This window comes from Lactobacillus bombicola (genome assembly GCF_900112665.1).
GTDB classification, from domain to species: domain Bacteria; phylum Bacillota; class Bacilli; order Lactobacillales; family Lactobacillaceae; genus Lactobacillus; species Lactobacillus bombicola.
The window spans coordinates 46,825-62,811 of sequence record NZ_FOMN01000006.1 but is presented as its reverse complement, the minus strand read 5'-3'; the positions used below and the strand labels follow the sequence as shown (position 1 = coordinate 62,811).

The 15,987-nt window shown below is 35.2% G+C and carries 14 protein-coding genes and 1 tRNA gene; all 15 read right to left on the bottom strand.

Features of this window, described 5'->3' with window-relative positions; translation table 11 throughout:
• Positions 1 to 9: 9 nt before the first annotated feature.
• Positions 10 to 1,149 (bottom strand): CamS family sex pheromone protein, encoded by a 1,140-nt coding sequence (locus BM203_RS05860; RefSeq protein ID WP_090093510.1) that lies wholly within the window; start codon positions 1,147 to 1,149, stop codon positions 10 to 12.
• A 13-nt stretch (positions 1,150 to 1,162) separates the two neighbouring features.
• Positions 1,163 to 3,169 carry an NAD-dependent DNA ligase LigA gene (ligA, locus tag BM203_RS05855; protein WP_090093464.1) on the bottom strand — a complete coding sequence of 669 codons (2,007 nt, stop codon included), beginning with the start codon at positions 3,167 to 3,169 and terminating at the stop codon, positions 1,163 to 1,165.
• 42 nt (positions 3,170 to 3,211) lie between these two features.
• Positions 3,212 to 5,452 carry a DNA helicase PcrA gene (gene pcrA / locus BM203_RS05850; protein WP_090093462.1) on the bottom strand — a complete coding sequence of 747 codons (2,241 nt, stop codon included), beginning with the start codon at positions 5,450 to 5,452 and terminating at the stop codon, positions 3,212 to 3,214.
• Between the two features lie 78 nt (positions 5,453 to 5,530).
• Positions 5,531 to 6,178, bottom strand: coding sequence for a glycoside hydrolase family 73 protein (locus tag BM203_RS05845; RefSeq protein WP_090093461.1), 648 nt, complete (start codon positions 6,176 to 6,178; stop codon positions 5,531 to 5,533).
• 219 nt (positions 6,179 to 6,397) lie between these two features.
• Positions 6,398 to 6,484 (bottom strand) — tRNA-Leu (locus BM203_RS05840).
• A 201-nt stretch (positions 6,485 to 6,685) separates the two neighbouring features.
• Entirely contained in the window at positions 6,686 to 7,369 is a 684-nt protein-coding gene (locus tag BM203_RS05835) for a MarR family winged helix-turn-helix transcriptional regulator (RefSeq protein ID WP_090093459.1), read from the bottom strand.
• Between the two features lie 124 nt (positions 7,370 to 7,493).
• Positions 7,494 to 7,958, bottom strand: coding sequence for a SprT family protein (locus BM203_RS05830; RefSeq protein WP_090093457.1), 465 nt, complete (start codon positions 7,956 to 7,958; stop codon positions 7,494 to 7,496).
• Positions 7,959 to 7,960: 2 nt separating this feature from the next.
• Entirely contained in the window at positions 7,961 to 8,659 is a 699-nt protein-coding gene (locus BM203_RS05825; RefSeq protein WP_090093456.1) for a glycosyltransferase family 32 protein, read from the bottom strand.
• 7 nt (positions 8,660 to 8,666) lie between these two features.
• The gene (locus BM203_RS05820) at positions 8,667 to 10,091 is read right to left on the bottom strand and encodes an oligosaccharide flippase family protein (RefSeq protein ID WP_090093454.1); all 1,425 of its coding nucleotides are present in this window, start codon (positions 10,089 to 10,091) and stop codon (positions 8,667 to 8,669) included.
• Between the two features lie 10 nt (positions 10,092 to 10,101).
• On the bottom strand, positions 10,102 to 11,244 hold the full coding sequence (locus tag BM203_RS05815; RefSeq protein ID WP_090093453.1) for a CDP-glycerol glycerophosphotransferase family protein: 1,143 nt from the start codon (positions 11,242 to 11,244) through the stop codon (positions 10,102 to 10,104).
• A gap of 376 nt (positions 11,245 to 11,620) precedes the next feature.
• Positions 11,621 to 12,622, bottom strand: a complete 1,002-nt coding sequence (locus BM203_RS05810; protein WP_090093451.1) for a helveticin J family class III bacteriocin — start codon at positions 12,620 to 12,622, stop codon at positions 11,621 to 11,623.
• Positions 12,623 to 13,079: 457 nt separating this feature from the next.
• Entirely contained in the window at positions 13,080 to 13,733 is a 654-nt protein-coding gene (locus BM203_RS05805) for an amino acid ABC transporter permease (RefSeq protein WP_090093449.1), read from the bottom strand.
• Positions 13,734 to 13,748: 15 nt separating this feature from the next.
• The gene (locus tag BM203_RS05800; protein WP_090093447.1) at positions 13,749 to 14,387 is read right to left on the bottom strand and encodes an amino acid ABC transporter permease; all 639 of its coding nucleotides are present in this window, start codon (positions 14,385 to 14,387) and stop codon (positions 13,749 to 13,751) included.
• Positions 14,384 to 15,199 carry a glutamate ABC transporter substrate-binding protein gene (locus BM203_RS05795; protein WP_090093446.1) on the bottom strand — a complete coding sequence of 272 codons (816 nt, stop codon included), beginning with the start codon at positions 15,197 to 15,199 and terminating at the stop codon, positions 14,384 to 14,386. Before BM203_RS05795 ends, BM203_RS05800 begins: the two co-directional genes overlap by 4 nt.
• A gap of 11 nt (positions 15,200 to 15,210) precedes the next feature.
• Entirely contained in the window at positions 15,211 to 15,948 is a 738-nt protein-coding gene (locus tag BM203_RS05790) for an amino acid ABC transporter ATP-binding protein (RefSeq protein WP_165777861.1), read from the bottom strand.
• Positions 15,949 to 15,987: the final 39 nt, after the last annotated feature.

Genomic DNA, 15,987 nt, shown 5'->3' with positions numbered 1-15,987 from the left:
TAATACCTCCTATTCGCCACCATAAATATGAACTTGATAACTATTATCTCCCGTTTCTTTAGCAACCAGTGCCTGAATATCATTTACCGAACCAATTTTTATTTCAATTGGAACATCATTTGCCAAATATTTTTTTGCGGTTGATAAAACTAAGCGGGTGAAACTTTGAATCTGCTCGTAACCATAAAACTGGGTCGTAATTGATATGTTTTCTTGTACCAACTTGCCATCTTCATAACGCAAAGTTGCGGTTACCCCACTAATATTAGGAAAATAGTTTTGAATTGATTCTTTAAAACTATTAAAGCTTGATGCATCACTACTGTTAATTGCCTTTTTATTACCAATCGTTGGTAATACCTCAGACTGAGTAGTAATGTTTTCCCATTTAACTATTTTACTACTATTAGCAGCGACTGTCCCGCTCAAAAAGTAACTTCCTGGAACGAGTGAATCCATACTTTCTTTAGCAAAAAGACCAACCGTTATTGGAACAGTTTTTAAATTTTTTCGCTTACGTAAACGTTGCACTATTTGTTCGGCAGCATGTTGACCAAATTCTTTTTGCTTAGCCCGTGAAATTGTAGCTTGATATTGTGGTCCATCTTTAACCTTCTGATAATAATCAATTGAATTAATGGCCAGACCAATACTTATACCGCCAATATGATAACTTGAGCCCGAGCCAGTTAAATAGTTCTGCTCAATAATTTCTTCTAAATAATAAGGATTATAATTCTTTTTACTACCTTCAGCAGGATTAAGTCCTAATTTATTATCTTTAGATTTACGTGATAGCCATTCATGTGCATCTGTAGTAGTAATATACTGCCCTTCTTGAAAAACATAAGAATTAGTTGAATAAACTTTTTTAGAAATTTGAATGAGTCCCCGTTCGAGTTCTCTGGTGTCAACTGAATTATCATTATCTGTTGCCGTTAATCCAGAGATTGGGCTTGTCACATAACGACCATTTTTTAATAAAACTGTATAACCATTATTCCCTGTATCTGTTGTCTGATAGGTTTTGGTACTGGAATTGGATGCAGTTTTAGCATTATTAGCTAGATTGGAGTTTTTCAAATTTCCACAAGCAGTTAGAGTCAAAGATAGCCCAAGAATTGTTAAAGCGTGTAAATATTTTTTCAATTTAATTATTCCTTTATTTAACTTGAGCAATTGCTTCTTCTTCAGTCAATAATTTAACGCCCAGTTTCTGTGCTTTATCGTATTTTGATCCAGCATCTTTACCATAGATAACATAGTCTGTTTTACCTGATACTGAACTAGTTACCTTAGCTCCGAGTGCTTGTAACTTTTGAGTAAACTCGCTACGGGTATATTGCACTAAAGTACCAGTTAAAACAACAGTTCTATTCTTAAAAAAGTTGTCAGGAATATCACTTGGTCCTGTTTGACCTAAGTAATTCATATTGACCTCACTTTGCTCAAGCTCAGTAACTAATTCTTTAACTTCTTTTTGAGCAAAATATGTTGTTAAGGATTCAGCAATTGTCATGCCTATTGTATCGATTGTAGCTATCTCTTGCACGTCTGCTTGCATAATCTTTGTCATATTTTTAAACTTTTGCGCTATTAGCCGTGCAGCTTTAGCTCCAACATGGTCTATTCCTAATCCAGTTAATAGTAATTCCACAGAATTATGTTTGGAATTATTAATTGCTACTAGCAAATTACTAATCGCCCTATCTTTAAAATGGTCTAGCTTAGCCAAATCAGCTGCTTGCAAATGATACAAATCAGCTACGTTATGAACTAAACCATTAGTAATTAATTGTGCAACAATTTTGGGACCTAACCCATCAATATTCATAGCTTGTCGTGAAGCAAAGTGAGTTATGCCTTCTTCAATTTGCGCTGGGCAGGAGGGGTTGACGCACCTGAGGGCAACCTCATCTGGTAAATGAATTAAATCTTCTTTACATGATGGACATTTAGTTGGAATTTCATATAGGACAGCATTTTTGGGTCTTTTAGCTAGTACAACTTGTGATATTTCAGGAATAATATCGCCTGCCTTATGCAACATGACAGTATCACCAATTCGTACATCTTTTTGTTTAAGCAAATCGACATTATGTAATACAGCATGAGAAACTGTTGTCCCGGCTATCTGTACCGGATCCATAATTGCTGTCGGGGTTACTACCCCTGTTCGACCAACTGTCCACTTAATTTCATGAACAACCGTTTCTTGCTCTTCCGGTGGAAATTTATAGGCAATCTCCCAACGCGGTATTTTAACTGTAGCTCCCAGTTCATTTTGTAAGTTCAAATCATCGACTTTAATAACAATTCCGTCAATGCCATATAGCAAATTATCCCTTTTTGAAGTATATTCATCAATAAAGGCAAAAACCTGGTCCAAATTAGCCAGCTTGCGTCCAGTTTGATTTGTATGAAAACCCAGCTCATCTAACTTAGTAATTGCTTGATGCTGACTAGTAATATTAGCTGGCGGATTCACCCAAGTATAAATAAATGTACTTAAATTTCGCTGTTTGGTAACTTTAGCATCTAACTGACGCAATGATCCGGCAGCCGCATTTCGTGGATTAGCAAACGTTGTTTCACCTTTTTCATCTCGCTCTTGATTTAATTGCGCAAAAGCTGCTTTATCCATATAGCACTCGCCCCGAACTTCAATGGTTAATTTTTCTGGTAGCTTTTGTGGAATATCGGCAATATAACGAGCATTAGCGGTCACATCTTCACCAACCAATCCATTTCCTCGTGTAGAAGCCCGCTTAAGCTCCCCATCAACATATTCAAGATTAAGTGATAAACCATCAATTTTTAATTCAACATTATACGCTACTGAATGGCCAACTTGGCGCTGAATACGAGCATCAAATTCGGTCAACTCTTCTTTAGAAAAAACATCCCCCATTGAAAGCATGGGAACTTCATGAACAACTTTTGTGAATTCACTATCAATTTCTCCACCAACTTGTTGAGTAATCGAATCTGGCGTAACAATTTGTGGGAACTGCTGCTCTAATTCCAATAACCGATTATAATTTTGGTCATATACATAATCTTCAACTTGTGGAGCATCTTTTACATAATATGCTTGCGCCCACTCCTTTAATTGTTTTCTTAAAGAAGCTGCTTCTTTTTTGGCTTCATTTAGAGTTAGATCAGCCATTTCCTACCCCCCTGATCAAAATAATAACTTTAACTCAATTCATTATACCTTTTTAATAGGTGCAAAGGCTGCCAAAAGTCGTTTAATCCCCTTCTCTTTAAAAGCAATATCTAATTCCATATCCTCACCAGAACCATTGACTTTAACAACTACTCCTAGGCCCCAAGCTTTATGTTTTACTTGATCACCAACATTCCAGCCCCTTTTCTCAGCACCGACAGCACCAGCTGGTTTTATCTTAGGTGTATAAACTTGGGCCCGGGCACGTTCAGCCACATTCGCAAACGGAGCAGCCTGGGCTTGAAAAGAGTCCGCGCCCAAAGTAGGAAAACTTGACCCTTCAATTTTAAGATCAGCTTCATCAATTTCATCTAAAAATCTAGATGGTTGATTATTTTGAGTTCTGCCAAACATCGTTCGTGAGTATGCATTAGTTAAATACAGTTGCTGTCTTGCTCTAGTAATGCCAACATAGGCTAACCGGCGCTCTTCTTCTAACTGATCATCTTCTAACAATGCTCTTGATAATGGAAATAGCCCATCTTCCATTCCAACTAAAAAAACAACTGGAAATTCCAAACCTTTAGCAGCATGTAGTGTCATTAAAGCAACTTGCTGATCATTATTTGCTAAATCATCTTGATCACTCAATAATGAAACTTCTGCTAAAAAGTCACTTAAGATTTCAGATTGATTATCTTGGTCATATTGATCATCAAACCGTTTAGTTACTGATAAAAATTCGTCTAAGTTTTCTAATCTGGTTTCAGCTTCAATTGTATGTTCGGCTTTAAGAGCATCAATGTACCCGAAATCTTGCAAAATTTTTTCAGTAAGACCTGTAACGCTATGGTTGCGGGAATACTTAATAGCATCTTTAAGTTTTGCACCAAAATCACTCAATTTAGTAGCTATTCTAACAGAAAGACCTGACATACCTACATGATTAAAGGCTTCAAGTAAGGACAAATTACTAGTTTGAGCAAAATTAGTAAATTTTTCAACACTTACATTACCAATGCCCCGCTTTGGCGTATTAACAATTCGATTAAAACTCATAGTATCACTTGGGTTAGATACCAGCTTTAAGTAAGCCATGACATCCATAATTTCTTTTCGGTCATAAAATTTATGACCACCAACTATTTGATAGGGAATGTTTGATTTAACAAAAGCCTCTTCAACGGTTCGCGACTGGGCATTAGTTCGATACAAAATGGCAAAGTCGCGATAAGAACGATTTTTATTTTCAACTTCTTCTTGAATTTTGCTGATAATAAAATGTGCTTCATCTTCACCACTTTGGGCTCGATAATATGTAATTTTTTCACCCTCTCCTTGATCCGTCCATAACTTTTTAGCTTTACGGTTACGATTATTTTTGATAACTGCGTTAGCTGCTGCCAAAATATGACCAGTCGAGCGATAATTTTGTTCTAATTTAATAGTCTGTACACCATCGTTTTGGTAATCATGTTCAAAGTTCATGATATTTTCCAGATTTGCACCACGCCAACCATAAATAGATTGATCTGCGTCTCCAACTACACAAATATTCTTATGCTGAGCTGCTAGTTGATGGCACAATTCGTATTGTGCTTGGTTGGTATCTTGATATTCATCAACTAATAAATAATGAAACTTAGCTTGATAGTAATGTAAAACTGTAGCATCCGTTTTAAACAACACTAAAGTTTGCATAATCAAATCATCAAAATCCATTATTTGGTCATGTTTTAAGCGTTTCTGGTATTCTTGATAAATTTGTGCAGTTATCTTCTCAAAGGGCATTGAACTGCTGGCTTTTAATGCATCAGGCGTTAGTAGCGCATTTTTGGCATTAGAGATAGCTGATAAAACACGACGTGGTTCATACATTTTGGGATTAATATTTAGTTCTTTTTCGATATGCTTAATTAAGGTTAGCTGTTCAGCTGCATCTGCAATCGAAAAATTTTGGCTATAACCAATTTTTTCCGCATCACGACGTAAAATTCTCACACACAATGCATGAAAAGTTGACATCCATATACTCTCTGCTTGTGAACCAAGTAATTCCCGTTCCCGCTCGCGCATTTCTGCGGCTGCTTTATTAGTAAAAGTAATCGCCAAAATATTCCAGGGTAAAATTCCTTTTTCATTAACAAGATATGCAATCCGTCTAGTTAAAACTGAGGTTTTTCCAGAACCTGCTCCAGCAACCACTAAAAGCGGTCCCTCAGTCGTTTTAACAGCTTGCTTTTGCTGCGGATTTAAGCCCGCTAAAATAGATTCTTCGCTCATTCTAATTCCCTTCGTCTGATTTTTGATAGCCATCTTATTGTACCAAAAATGTTATATAAATTTGGCATGGTTTGTTTCTTACTTGTCAAATCGATCAAGTTGATACTGCTGAATTATTTTAATTAATTTATCTGCATAATTTGGATCAGTAGCATAACCATCTTTGACTAAAGCATGGGCTTGCGTTTGATAGTCTTTGGCCGCAAGAACATGCTGATATTGATTTTTATTCCAACTAGTACCTCGTTGAAAAAGACGAGCATGAGCCCGAATCGATGCTTCATAGGAATCATAAATTTGAAAACGTGCTTTTACTAAAACCCATTTCCCTTTTTCAAATTCCTTAGTCGTCAAAATTGCCGACGTGTTAGGGTTAGAACCCTTTACCCCAAATAAGTTATTGTATTTTTGCGATAAACTACTTTTACCGTAGTTGCTTTCCAAACATGCTTGGGCAATCGTAATACTAGGTAAAAGTTCATATGATTTGTCAACTTCTTGAGCAACTGGACCAATCTCATTAATAAAAGCTTTGTGCTGCTTAATAATCTTTTGTCTAGCTGCTTCCCGTGCAATTTGTTGTTGTCTGATTTTTTCTGTTTCAATTGCTTGACGACGATAGTATCTAAAACTGACGAAAGCAATTATTAATACAAACAAAATGACAAACGTTTCTATAATAATTAGCCAGTTAGATTGTTTTTTACCCCTGCGTTTTTTTACCATAAAAAAGTCCTTACTTAAAATAGTTGTTACAATAAGTATACCTTCTCGCACGTTAAAATTATGGAATGTAATTAATTTTTAAAATAAAAAAAGATAATTAATATTTAAAAATACCCCATAAAAGTTAGATATCAATTTAACAATTACAGAGTATTTCACATTTTTATTTGAATTTTATTTTTAAACAAAAAAATGGAGTTGCTACTCCATTACAAATGATGCGGGCAAGAAGACTCGAACTTCCACGATCTAAAAACGATCACAAGATCCTTAGTCTTGCGCGTCTGCCAATTCCGCCATGCCCGCAAATACAGTAATTAGTATACTGTAAAATCAAATTCAGTTCAATACTTTCCTGCGCTTTTTATTAACTTATTTGCCCGTTTCTCTTTTTATAATCAATTACTTGTACCTATCATGACCTAAATCACTTGTAAAAGTAGTCATAGCTGAACTCATTATTTGAAAACGAAAAGGGTTTTTCAAACTTGAAAAACCCTTACTTAATTATCTTTCTTCTTCATCATTATGCCAAAATCGGTGCCAAAAATCTGCGTTATACTCTGGAATTTCATTAAATTGGCAATGCCTTCTGTTCTTATCATGCTTAAAATCTTGATAGTTTGCAAAATGATTCCACTTTTGCATTCTCCGACACATATTATTACTTTCTGCTCGTGATAAGTTATGTTGGGCAGCATATTTACGCCACTGGAAAATTGCTTTCATCCGAAATGCTGGATCAACAAATTTTTGCGCTTGTTGTTTTAGATTCTCATCCCAGCCATCAGCAATCTTTTCTAAATACTGACCAAATTCTTGTTGCTCATTCTCACTTAAGCCGGCAAAGAAGGGGGCAGTATCTTGCGCCTTTTCGAGTTCTTTCAGTCGACCTGCTTCCTCTTTTCCCTCACTGGTTAGAAAAACTCGTTTTACCCGTTTGTCTTGGTTGTCCGTTTCACGTTTAATATAACCCTTTACCTCCATTTTTTTCAATAATTCAGCCAATGATCCCGGTTGCAATGCCAAAACTTCTGCCAAATAATTTTGGGTTAAGCCATCTTCTAATTTTAAAACTGCCAACACTCTTTTTTGCCCTGAAATTGGCTGCTTATTCTCAAACATAAAGTAGCGACTAGCACGCATAATAAAGTATAATTTTTTCATTAAGTTATCACTTGTTTGACTCATAATAAAAGCTCCTTACCTTACTAATTTTATTTTTGTTAGGTACCTAATTTTATACTTAAATTATAGTTTCGTACCTAACATTTTGTCAAACAAAAACTGCAAAAATTTAACAACTTTTGCAGCTTTATTTTTTAGATCTCATTTTTATTAACTTAAGGTGTCCACGACATTTGCTACAGCCATACTTGGCAATATTAATTGGACGTACTCGAGCATACTTTTGTTTACAAAATTCGCACTGATATAAATAGCTAACTGGCTGGTGGCGCCGTAAACCAATATCGGGTGCATAACGCAACCCACCCACTTGTTTGAGTAAGGTCTTAAATTCCCAATCAGAGTGACGATAACCTAATTTAGCTAAATGTAAATGGTAATGCACCAGTTCGTGCTTAATAATTCCCACTAATTCATGTTTGTATTGTGGTGCTAAAAAGTGACGATTAATTTCCAAATGGTGATCATTTAAGTGATAACGTCCCCCAGTGGTTGTCATTCGCCGATTAATTTTAACTTGATGTTTAAACTTGCGCCCAAAATACTTAATTGATAGCAATTCAACTAATTTTTGTAGTTCTTGTTCATTCATTGCTATTTTAATATTTTCGCATACAGAGCAGCTTCTTTCTTAGTCTTTATTCTAACTTTAAGCGCTGTTACTAATTTTCTTTTTAAGGGTTTTTCGCCTTCCATCCACGTTCCAGTAAAAACATGAATTGTCTTCGATTTAGCAGACGGATTGCATAAAATTCCATCCGGATAAACATGAATCTTTTCTTTTAAAACTTGCTCTTGATTATTAGCTTTTGCCCCATACTTCTGTTTCAAAATATTTGAAACAGATAGGGTATTGACACCGGCTAATTGGTCTTTGGCATCAAAAGTAAAATCACGCCCGTCATAATAAGCTAGCATATCTTTAAGTAATGGATGATGGGGTTCAGCCCCAAAAACAGCAGTAAAAGGGTTATCCTTATTTTCAAAGCCAACAAAAGCACGATTATTTAATAGTGCGGCTAAGTCATCTAAAACTAAAACATCAGTGTCTAAATATATGCCCCCCTGCTCATAAATAGCTTTTGCCCGAATATAGTCAGAAACAAACGCCCACTTTTGCGCTTTATAAGCTTGGGCAACATATTCATTTTCATGAACATTAAAATTTTGTTCATTCCACTCAATAATTTGATAATCTCCTAAGTGCTTACGCCATGTTTTCATGCAACGCTGGATGTTTTTAGGTTTCGGTTTCCCACCGACCCAGACATAGTGAATAATTTTGGGAATCATTTTAACCTCACTTAAAAAATTTTTTAAATAACATAATTAAATCTTGATTAAAGTCAAGCCGTAAAAGAAACATCAGGGCAATGTATAAGATAAACATAATAAGCGATTTCATTGCCATGTTGAAGAAAGCTGATGAAACTAGCTGTGGTAGTAGCATACCTACTACTAAGACAATCCCAGCAATTAAGAAATATTTTGGAACTTCTTGAAATGAATATTTAAAGTCGTAACCATCACGCACAATTAGTAAACGTAAGATTAAAACGATTAATTCGGTTGTTAAAATTGCAAGCATTGCGCCAGTTGCCCCGTATAATTGATCCAAAAAATAACTTAAAACCACTTCTAAAATGGCTCCTACAATCACTGGAATAGCATAATCTCGATCGCGATGATTGGCTAAGGCAAACTGATTGGCAAACACGCCGCCCATCGGAATCATGATAATTGTCAGGGCAAAGAAAAACATTAACGGGGTCATTGGGATAAACTTGGCGCCAAAAAAGAACGGAACAAATTCCTTAGTATTGGCCATAATGATCACCGCAAACATTGTTCCTAGCATCACTGTCGCATCCAATGACTTTTTTAGAATTATTCGTTGCTGCTTTTGCCCTTCACCAGCCATTTTAGGCATAATTACCAAGGAAATACTAGTAACAATTCCTAAAACCATATTAGAAATGCGCTGCGAATTATCATAAAAAGCAACTTGGGTAGAATTTTGAAAAAGACCTAAAATTGGCTTATCCAGGGAAGTATAAATTTGGGTGGCAATTTGGGGAATTAATAACGTAATGATAGCTTTAATAGTTGTGTTAAATTGATAAAAATGCTTAACTGGTCCACCAATATAGCGATGAATATCAAACCAAAAAACAAGCGATCCCAATAAAGTCGAAACCGACATAATTAACATGTATTTCCATAAATCACTTGGTTCTTTAACCCAGACTAAAATTAAAATAACTGAAACTAACTTGACAGCCGTGTTTTTCAAAACAACACGCCCAAATTCAGCTAGTCCTTGAAAAAACCACGAAATATCAACTTGGGCAGCAATCAAATATGGTATCATCAGTAATAAATAATTTCCATATTTAATTCGATAATGGCCAACTACAACCAATAAAATTATAACTGTAGCTGCCCCAGCAATTGCTTGAAAATACCACAAGCCCCAAAAAACTTTAGTCAGTTCTTGCTGATTACCATGGGAACGAGTTTGGGAAATTGTTCGCATTCCAATATAAGAGACTGACAGGGTACAAAATATCATTAAAAATTGCACAATATTATTTACATTACTGTAAATTCCATAAGTATGGGGACCTAATATCCGCGAAAGATAAGGCACGGTTATCAATGGCACTAAAACTAAAAAAATTTGATAAACAGCATTATATAAAATATTTAAAAAAGTTCTTTTCACAATTTCCCCTTTAATAGTTTGTTGACATTAAAGTAAAAATATCATCACAACATGAATGACCTTGAACTTGATTAGTCAAATCTAGCCAATACTGTCGCTTTGACTGATATTCATCCGAATTGGTTAAAGCAACAAGTAGTTCCTGTTGGCTTTTTACACAAATTCCAGGCACAACTTGTTCATATGGACTCAGCAGCAAACCGCGTGTATTTTCATATTTAGTCAAATAATTCGTGAGAAAAATAATTGGCTGATCCAAATTTAGATAATCAAAATAAATTGATGAAAAATCAGTAATTAGGAAATTAGTAGCACCTAATAATTCATATAAATCATAATCATGTTCAAACAAATAATCATTATTTAGAAAAGCAATATTAGAAAACTGACTAGTCAAGTGTTCAAAAAAACTCATTTCATAGGGATGCAATTTAACCACTAAATACTGATGTTGTTTTTTCAAAGCACAATTAAGCTGTTCTACATCAAAATCTGGTAAGGTCAAAAAGTTGCCAGCCTTAATTTGGGCTAAAACTTGGCTATCTTCCATTTCATAGCGAAAAGTTGGCAGATAAATCCCAATTTGAGCTTGATCATCAACAATTTTAAATAAGTCATGTAACAATTGAGATTGAGAAATTGTCGGGGACTTTAAAGCGTCAAGGCGGGGAAAACCAACTTTCTGATACTTGTCATTTTCAATTGCACAGCACGCACTCATCAAGCTTTCATAAAGATCAGAGCTAGAAGTAACAATATCGGCATTTTTTTGCCATAAATATTGGTTACGCAAGTCCGTTTTTCGATTAGTATTATTGGCCATAATTCCCATTCGCTTGAGGGGAATTCCGTGCCAAAATTGAATATTAATTTGTTTCTTATGAATTTTAAATGGCTGGTGCGTTGTTACTACATACTTAGCTGCACCAATTTCGCGCCAAATTGCAAAGGACAAGTGTGAAGAAGGCCATGGTTCGACCAAAGTTACTTTATATTCTGAATGGGCTTCTTTCATATATTTACCAAATAAATAACCGTTCGAACCTGAACGGCCAGCACCATTTAGAATTACAATTTTATTATCTTGTATCTTAGTAAACCGAGCGCCAAATTTCATTAGGCTCAAATATAAACGAAACAGAAAATTCTTCATTAGCCAATCTTTCTATTTTCCAAGCGTACCCAAAAGATAGTGAATCTTTCAAGTGTTTTACTTACATTGCAAACTTTTTAGTAAATTAATATTGCGCTAACAAACTCTATTAGTAAAGTATAGATTAAATAAAGTACTGCTACACTATTTTAAAATTATTCTTAGATCTTTTAAATTTTTGATTTCTATTCAAAGTTTAAGCAGCAAAATGCTCCTATGTGATAACTTTAAAAGTCTACCTTTTTAAAGCACAAGTTGCTTAAGTTTTAGTACTTCTTTAATTAATATTAATTGGATAATTGGGACACCTTTATTTTTAGTAGCTGTCCTTAAACTATACCTAAATTTTAAAAATTTCACTAATGTTCAATCTTTTTTACCACTTAACTTGATAAACTCGACTCCGTGTTGTCACCCCGGCACCATTATGATAAGAAATCGTTAAATATAGATTATTTTCTGAGATCACTTGAATATTCTCCAACTCAGTTGCATAACCTAAAATATCAATATTCGCTTGATCAAAGTCAAGAATTTGCCATCCTTGATCATTAGATGAGCCCCATGCGCCCCATGGGATTTTAATAATCCGCCGTGGTTTTTGGCTTAAATTACCTTGGCTAGGCGCGAATTCGCTAGAAATATACACATTTCTTTTTTCATCAAGAGCAAATCCTTGTAAAGAACCAATTTTATCAACAGCTATAATATGGTTAATATAAAATTCGCTTAAATATGGTAATTCACCAAGGTTAACATAGCCAATACCCACTTTATCAAGAGCTGCATTAATTACAGCTAAATCATATAGAATAAAATAACCGTTATTTCCCTTTGACAGAGTAGCAGTTTGCTGATCAATAGTAACTAACATTAACAATTTACCTGCCGGCGAAATAGCCGCATCAAATCTAAGTAAATCATTTCCCCGAAAAGGTAAATAGGTATCCACCCCCTGATGCTCTATAACCCGCAATCCACGTCCAGCTCGGTTAAGATAAGCCAAACGAACAAATTCGGTATTGCTTGTATGGGCGCTTCTAGATGGAATTGTGACGCGGGCTAATTGCGTTGACCAATTAAAGTGGTTTTTTTTCGTACCAATAAACCACATATTTGGCTGATTAGCCAAATCAAGTGTCTGCGTATGACCACCCGCCATTTGGGAAGCATTAAAAACTTGCTTAAAAAGAGGATAGCGTCTTTTTCTAGCCCGATAAACATAATTATGAGGATCTTGTTGGTTATTGTATTGCAAGGCATACAAATTCTGGCCAACAATGCTTACTTTTTGAATGACATTATTATGTAACCCTTGTAATTTATTAAAAATTTCACTAACAAGAGTTAAAGAAAAGTCTGATTGCTTCAGTATCATAAGGACCTCTTTTTTTAAAATGTCAAAACCGCTGACAAAATGCCAGCGGTTTGAATAACTTTTTATTTCAATGAGCGTTTAAACTTACGAGGATTCTTTAAGGCCTATTCATAATAACTAGCAGTACTAGATCAAGTAAGTGACTCTAGTTACTACCAATCCACGGATAGATTTAATTCAGCATTCGTAAATGTAACAAACAAGTGCCTTACTTCCTGTTGAATGTGTCACCAGCTTCTTCTTTAGCCGCTTAATTAGTCTTAGCCATGTAAGTAGTATCTTTTGCCACTCCCACAGGTGAATCAAGACAACCTCCAAGGTGCTTTTTTAAGCTTGCATTCATCGAAATTAAAACTAATAGTTAGTCGTATAAATTCTGACTAGTTGCCGTTAATTCAGTTTTATTAATTGGGGGCATTCCAAAATACTCCCATTGACTTACTAAAAATCAGTTTTATTAAGATAAATGCCGCCCAATCGCATTTCCAATTACTGACAGGGTAAAACAAACAATAAAATATAAAACTGCTAAAGCAGCAAACATTGGCAAGATATAGTTAGCATTTTGGCCATAAATAACTTGCGCATGCTGCATCATTTCTGGTACAACAATAATTGTTGCCAACGAAGTATCTTTAATTAACGACACAAATTGACTAATAATGGTTGGTATCATGTTTTTGTATGCTTGGGGCAATACTACATGCCAGAGAGCTTGCACAAAAGACATCCCTGTCGAACGGGCGCCCTCCATTTGGCCTTCAGAAACAGATTGAATCCCCGAACGAACAATTTCAGCAATCATACTTGACTCAAATACTGTCATTGCAATAATTGCAGCTGGAATTGTTTCTGGCCGCAAGCCAAAATTTGGCAACCCAAAATAAGTGAAGAAAATAATCAAAAGTAATGGTACATTACGAATAATGTCGATAATGAAACCGACAATTTTTGAAATCCATTTAATTTTAGAATACCTAATAATACCCAAAATGGAACCAATAATAAAACTTAAGATAACGGAGATTACCGAAATATAAATAGTTACCCAAAGGCCCATTAATAAAAAACGTAAATTAAGCCATGAAAGGGCATTAATCCAATTTTGCATTTCAATGTACCTCCCTTAAGCCAATTTCTTTTCTAAGTGTTGCATATAATAGCTAAGTGGTAGAGTTATGATTAAATACAAGATTCCTACCACTAAATAGCTATTAATAGTATCAAATGTAGTCGAAGCAATTGTATTAGCCTGATACATTAAGTCAAATCCCGCCACAAAAGCTAGAACTGATGAATTTTTAACTAGGTTAACAAATTGATTACCTAATGGTGGAATAACAATCTTAAAAGCTTGTGGCAAAATAATATAGCGCATTGCTTGCCAATATGTCATTCCCGTTGAACGCGCCCCTTCCATTTGACCTCCAGAAACAGATTGGATACCAGAACGGATTGTTTCAGCAATGAAGGCCGAGGTATAGAGGGTTAATCCAATTGTCCCAGCAGTAAATCCACTAATCTTTACTACATAGTTGGGAATCACTAAATAAAAAAACATTGTGATTACTAATAATGGAATGTTACGCATAATTTCAACATAAGCTCGACCAATTGTACGCATTACCTTACTTGGTAAAACTTCCATAATAGCAAAAATTGTCCCAATAATTAGACTAAAAAACAGTGCAATTATACTAGAAAAAACTGTCCAGCCCAGTCCAATTAATAATTGGCTACTAAATTTGGTAAAAATATTAATCATTGGCGATACAGCTCCTTATACTTAAAACCTGGAACATCGCCAAACCACTTTTTAATCAAACGATTATATTCACCATTATGCTGCATCTCAAGTACTGCCTTGTCAACAGCCTCGGCAAATGCGGTTTGTCCTTTATCAACTGCAACACCATATGGTTCAACAGTAAATGTTCCGCCACGAACTTCATAGCCTGGGTTTTGAACAGCAAGACCAAACAAAATACCATTATCGGTGGTCAAAGCATCTCCCTGCTTAGATTTTAAAGCATTCATTGCCTGAGCATAATCCTGAAGTTCAATTATTTTTGCCTTAGGTGCAACTTTTTTTATGTTTTGCACCGAATTCGCACCAACAACTCCAATGACGGTTTTACCACTAAGATCTTTGGTACTTTTGATTTTTGAATTTTTGGGAACCAAAAGTGATTGACCAGCATCAAAATACGATTTAGAAAAAGAAATTACTTTTTTTCGTTCAGGGGTTATCGTCATTGTTGCAATTACCGCATCCACATTTCGGTTTTTAAGTAGCGGTATTCTCGACTGCGAAGTGGTCGTAACAAATTCAGCACGACCTTTAGGTCCTAAAATGTGCTTAGTAATATGCTTAGCCATATCGACGTCAAAGCCTTTTTGTTGACCATCATGTACATCAATTAAACCAAATAATTTTACATCACCTTTAACGCCCCAAGTGATTGTATTCGCCTGTTGAACATCTTTTAAAACAGACTGGTTATTTGTACTTTTACCGCATCCACTCACCAGAAAAATGCAAGCCATAAGAGAAATTAGCCAAAATTTCTTTTTCATACATAACCTCCTTAGTGAGAGATGATTTTACTCAAAAATTGTTGGGCACGTACTGTTTTTGGTTGTTTGAAAAAGCTTTGACAATCATCATCTTCGACAATTGTACCCTTATCCATGAAAATTACTCGATTAGCTACTTCTTTAGCAAAGCCCATTTCATGAGTTACGATTAAAGAGGTCATCCCACTATCATTAGCAACTTTCTTTATAACTTGCAAAACATCATCAATCATTTCTGGATCAAGTGCTGAAGTTGGCTCATCATATAAAATTAGCTTTGGGCGCATTGCTAATGTTCTAGCAATCGCCACACGCTGCTTTTGTCCACCAGAAATTTGTGAAGGCATGTTATGGGCCCATTTTTCTAAGCCAACCATTTCTAGTAAGTCCATTGCCCGCTTCTTATTCTCTGCTTCAGGAATGTGACTAACAATTCTAGGGGCTAACATAATATTTTCGAGTACATCTTTATTTTTATATAAATTAAAATGTTGAAATACCATTCCAACGTCACTACGTAAAATATTTAAATTAGTCTTAGGATCTGACAGGTCGTGCCCGTTAACAATCAATTGACCCTTTTGAATTGACTCCAGACCATTTACAGTACGCACTAAGGTGCTTTTCCCTGAGCCTGAAGGTCCAATCAAAACTACGGTTTCGCCTTGATCAATTTCTAAATTAATGTCGTGCAATGCGTGAAAATGACCGTAATATTTTTGCACGTCATGGAACTCTATCATCGACACTGTTATCGCCTCTTTCGTATTTAATTGCAACAAAAATTT

Coding starts and splice junctions, on each gene's coding strand:
- ligA (WP_090093464.1), bottom strand. CDS start 3,169: ATGGCTGATCTAACTCTAAATGAAGCCAAAAAAGAAGCAGCTTCTTTA.
- pcrA (WP_090093462.1), bottom strand. CDS start 5,452: ATGAGCGAAGAATCTATTTTAGCGGGCTTAAATCCGCAGCAAAAGCAA.
- BM203_RS05845 (WP_090093461.1), bottom strand. CDS start 6,178: ATGGTAAAAAAACGCAGGGGTAAAAAACAATCTAACTGGCTAATTATT.
- BM203_RS05835 (WP_090093459.1), bottom strand. CDS start 7,369: ATGAGTCAAACAAGTGATAACTTAATGAAAAAATTATACTTTATTATG.
- BM203_RS05830 (WP_090093457.1), bottom strand. CDS start 7,958: ATGAATGAACAAGAACTACAAAAATTAGTTGAATTGCTATCAATTAAG.
- BM203_RS05825 (WP_090093456.1), bottom strand. CDS start 8,659: ATGATTCCCAAAATTATTCACTATGTCTGGGTCGGTGGGAAACCGAAA.
- BM203_RS05815 (WP_090093453.1), bottom strand. CDS start 11,244: ATGAAGAATTTTCTGTTTCGTTTATATTTGAGCCTAATGAAATTTGGC.
- BM203_RS05810 (WP_090093451.1), bottom strand. CDS start 12,622: ATGATACTGAAGCAATCAGACTTTTCTTTAACTCTTGTTAGTGAAATT.
- BM203_RS05805 (WP_090093449.1), bottom strand. CDS start 13,733: ATGCAAAATTGGATTAATGCCCTTTCATGGCTTAATTTACGTTTTTTA.
- BM203_RS05800 (WP_090093447.1), bottom strand. CDS start 14,387: ATGATTAATATTTTTACCAAATTTAGTAGCCAATTATTAATTGGACTG.
- BM203_RS05795 (WP_090093446.1), bottom strand. CDS start 15,199: ATGAAAAAGAAATTTTGGCTAATTTCTCTTATGGCTTGCATTTTTCTG.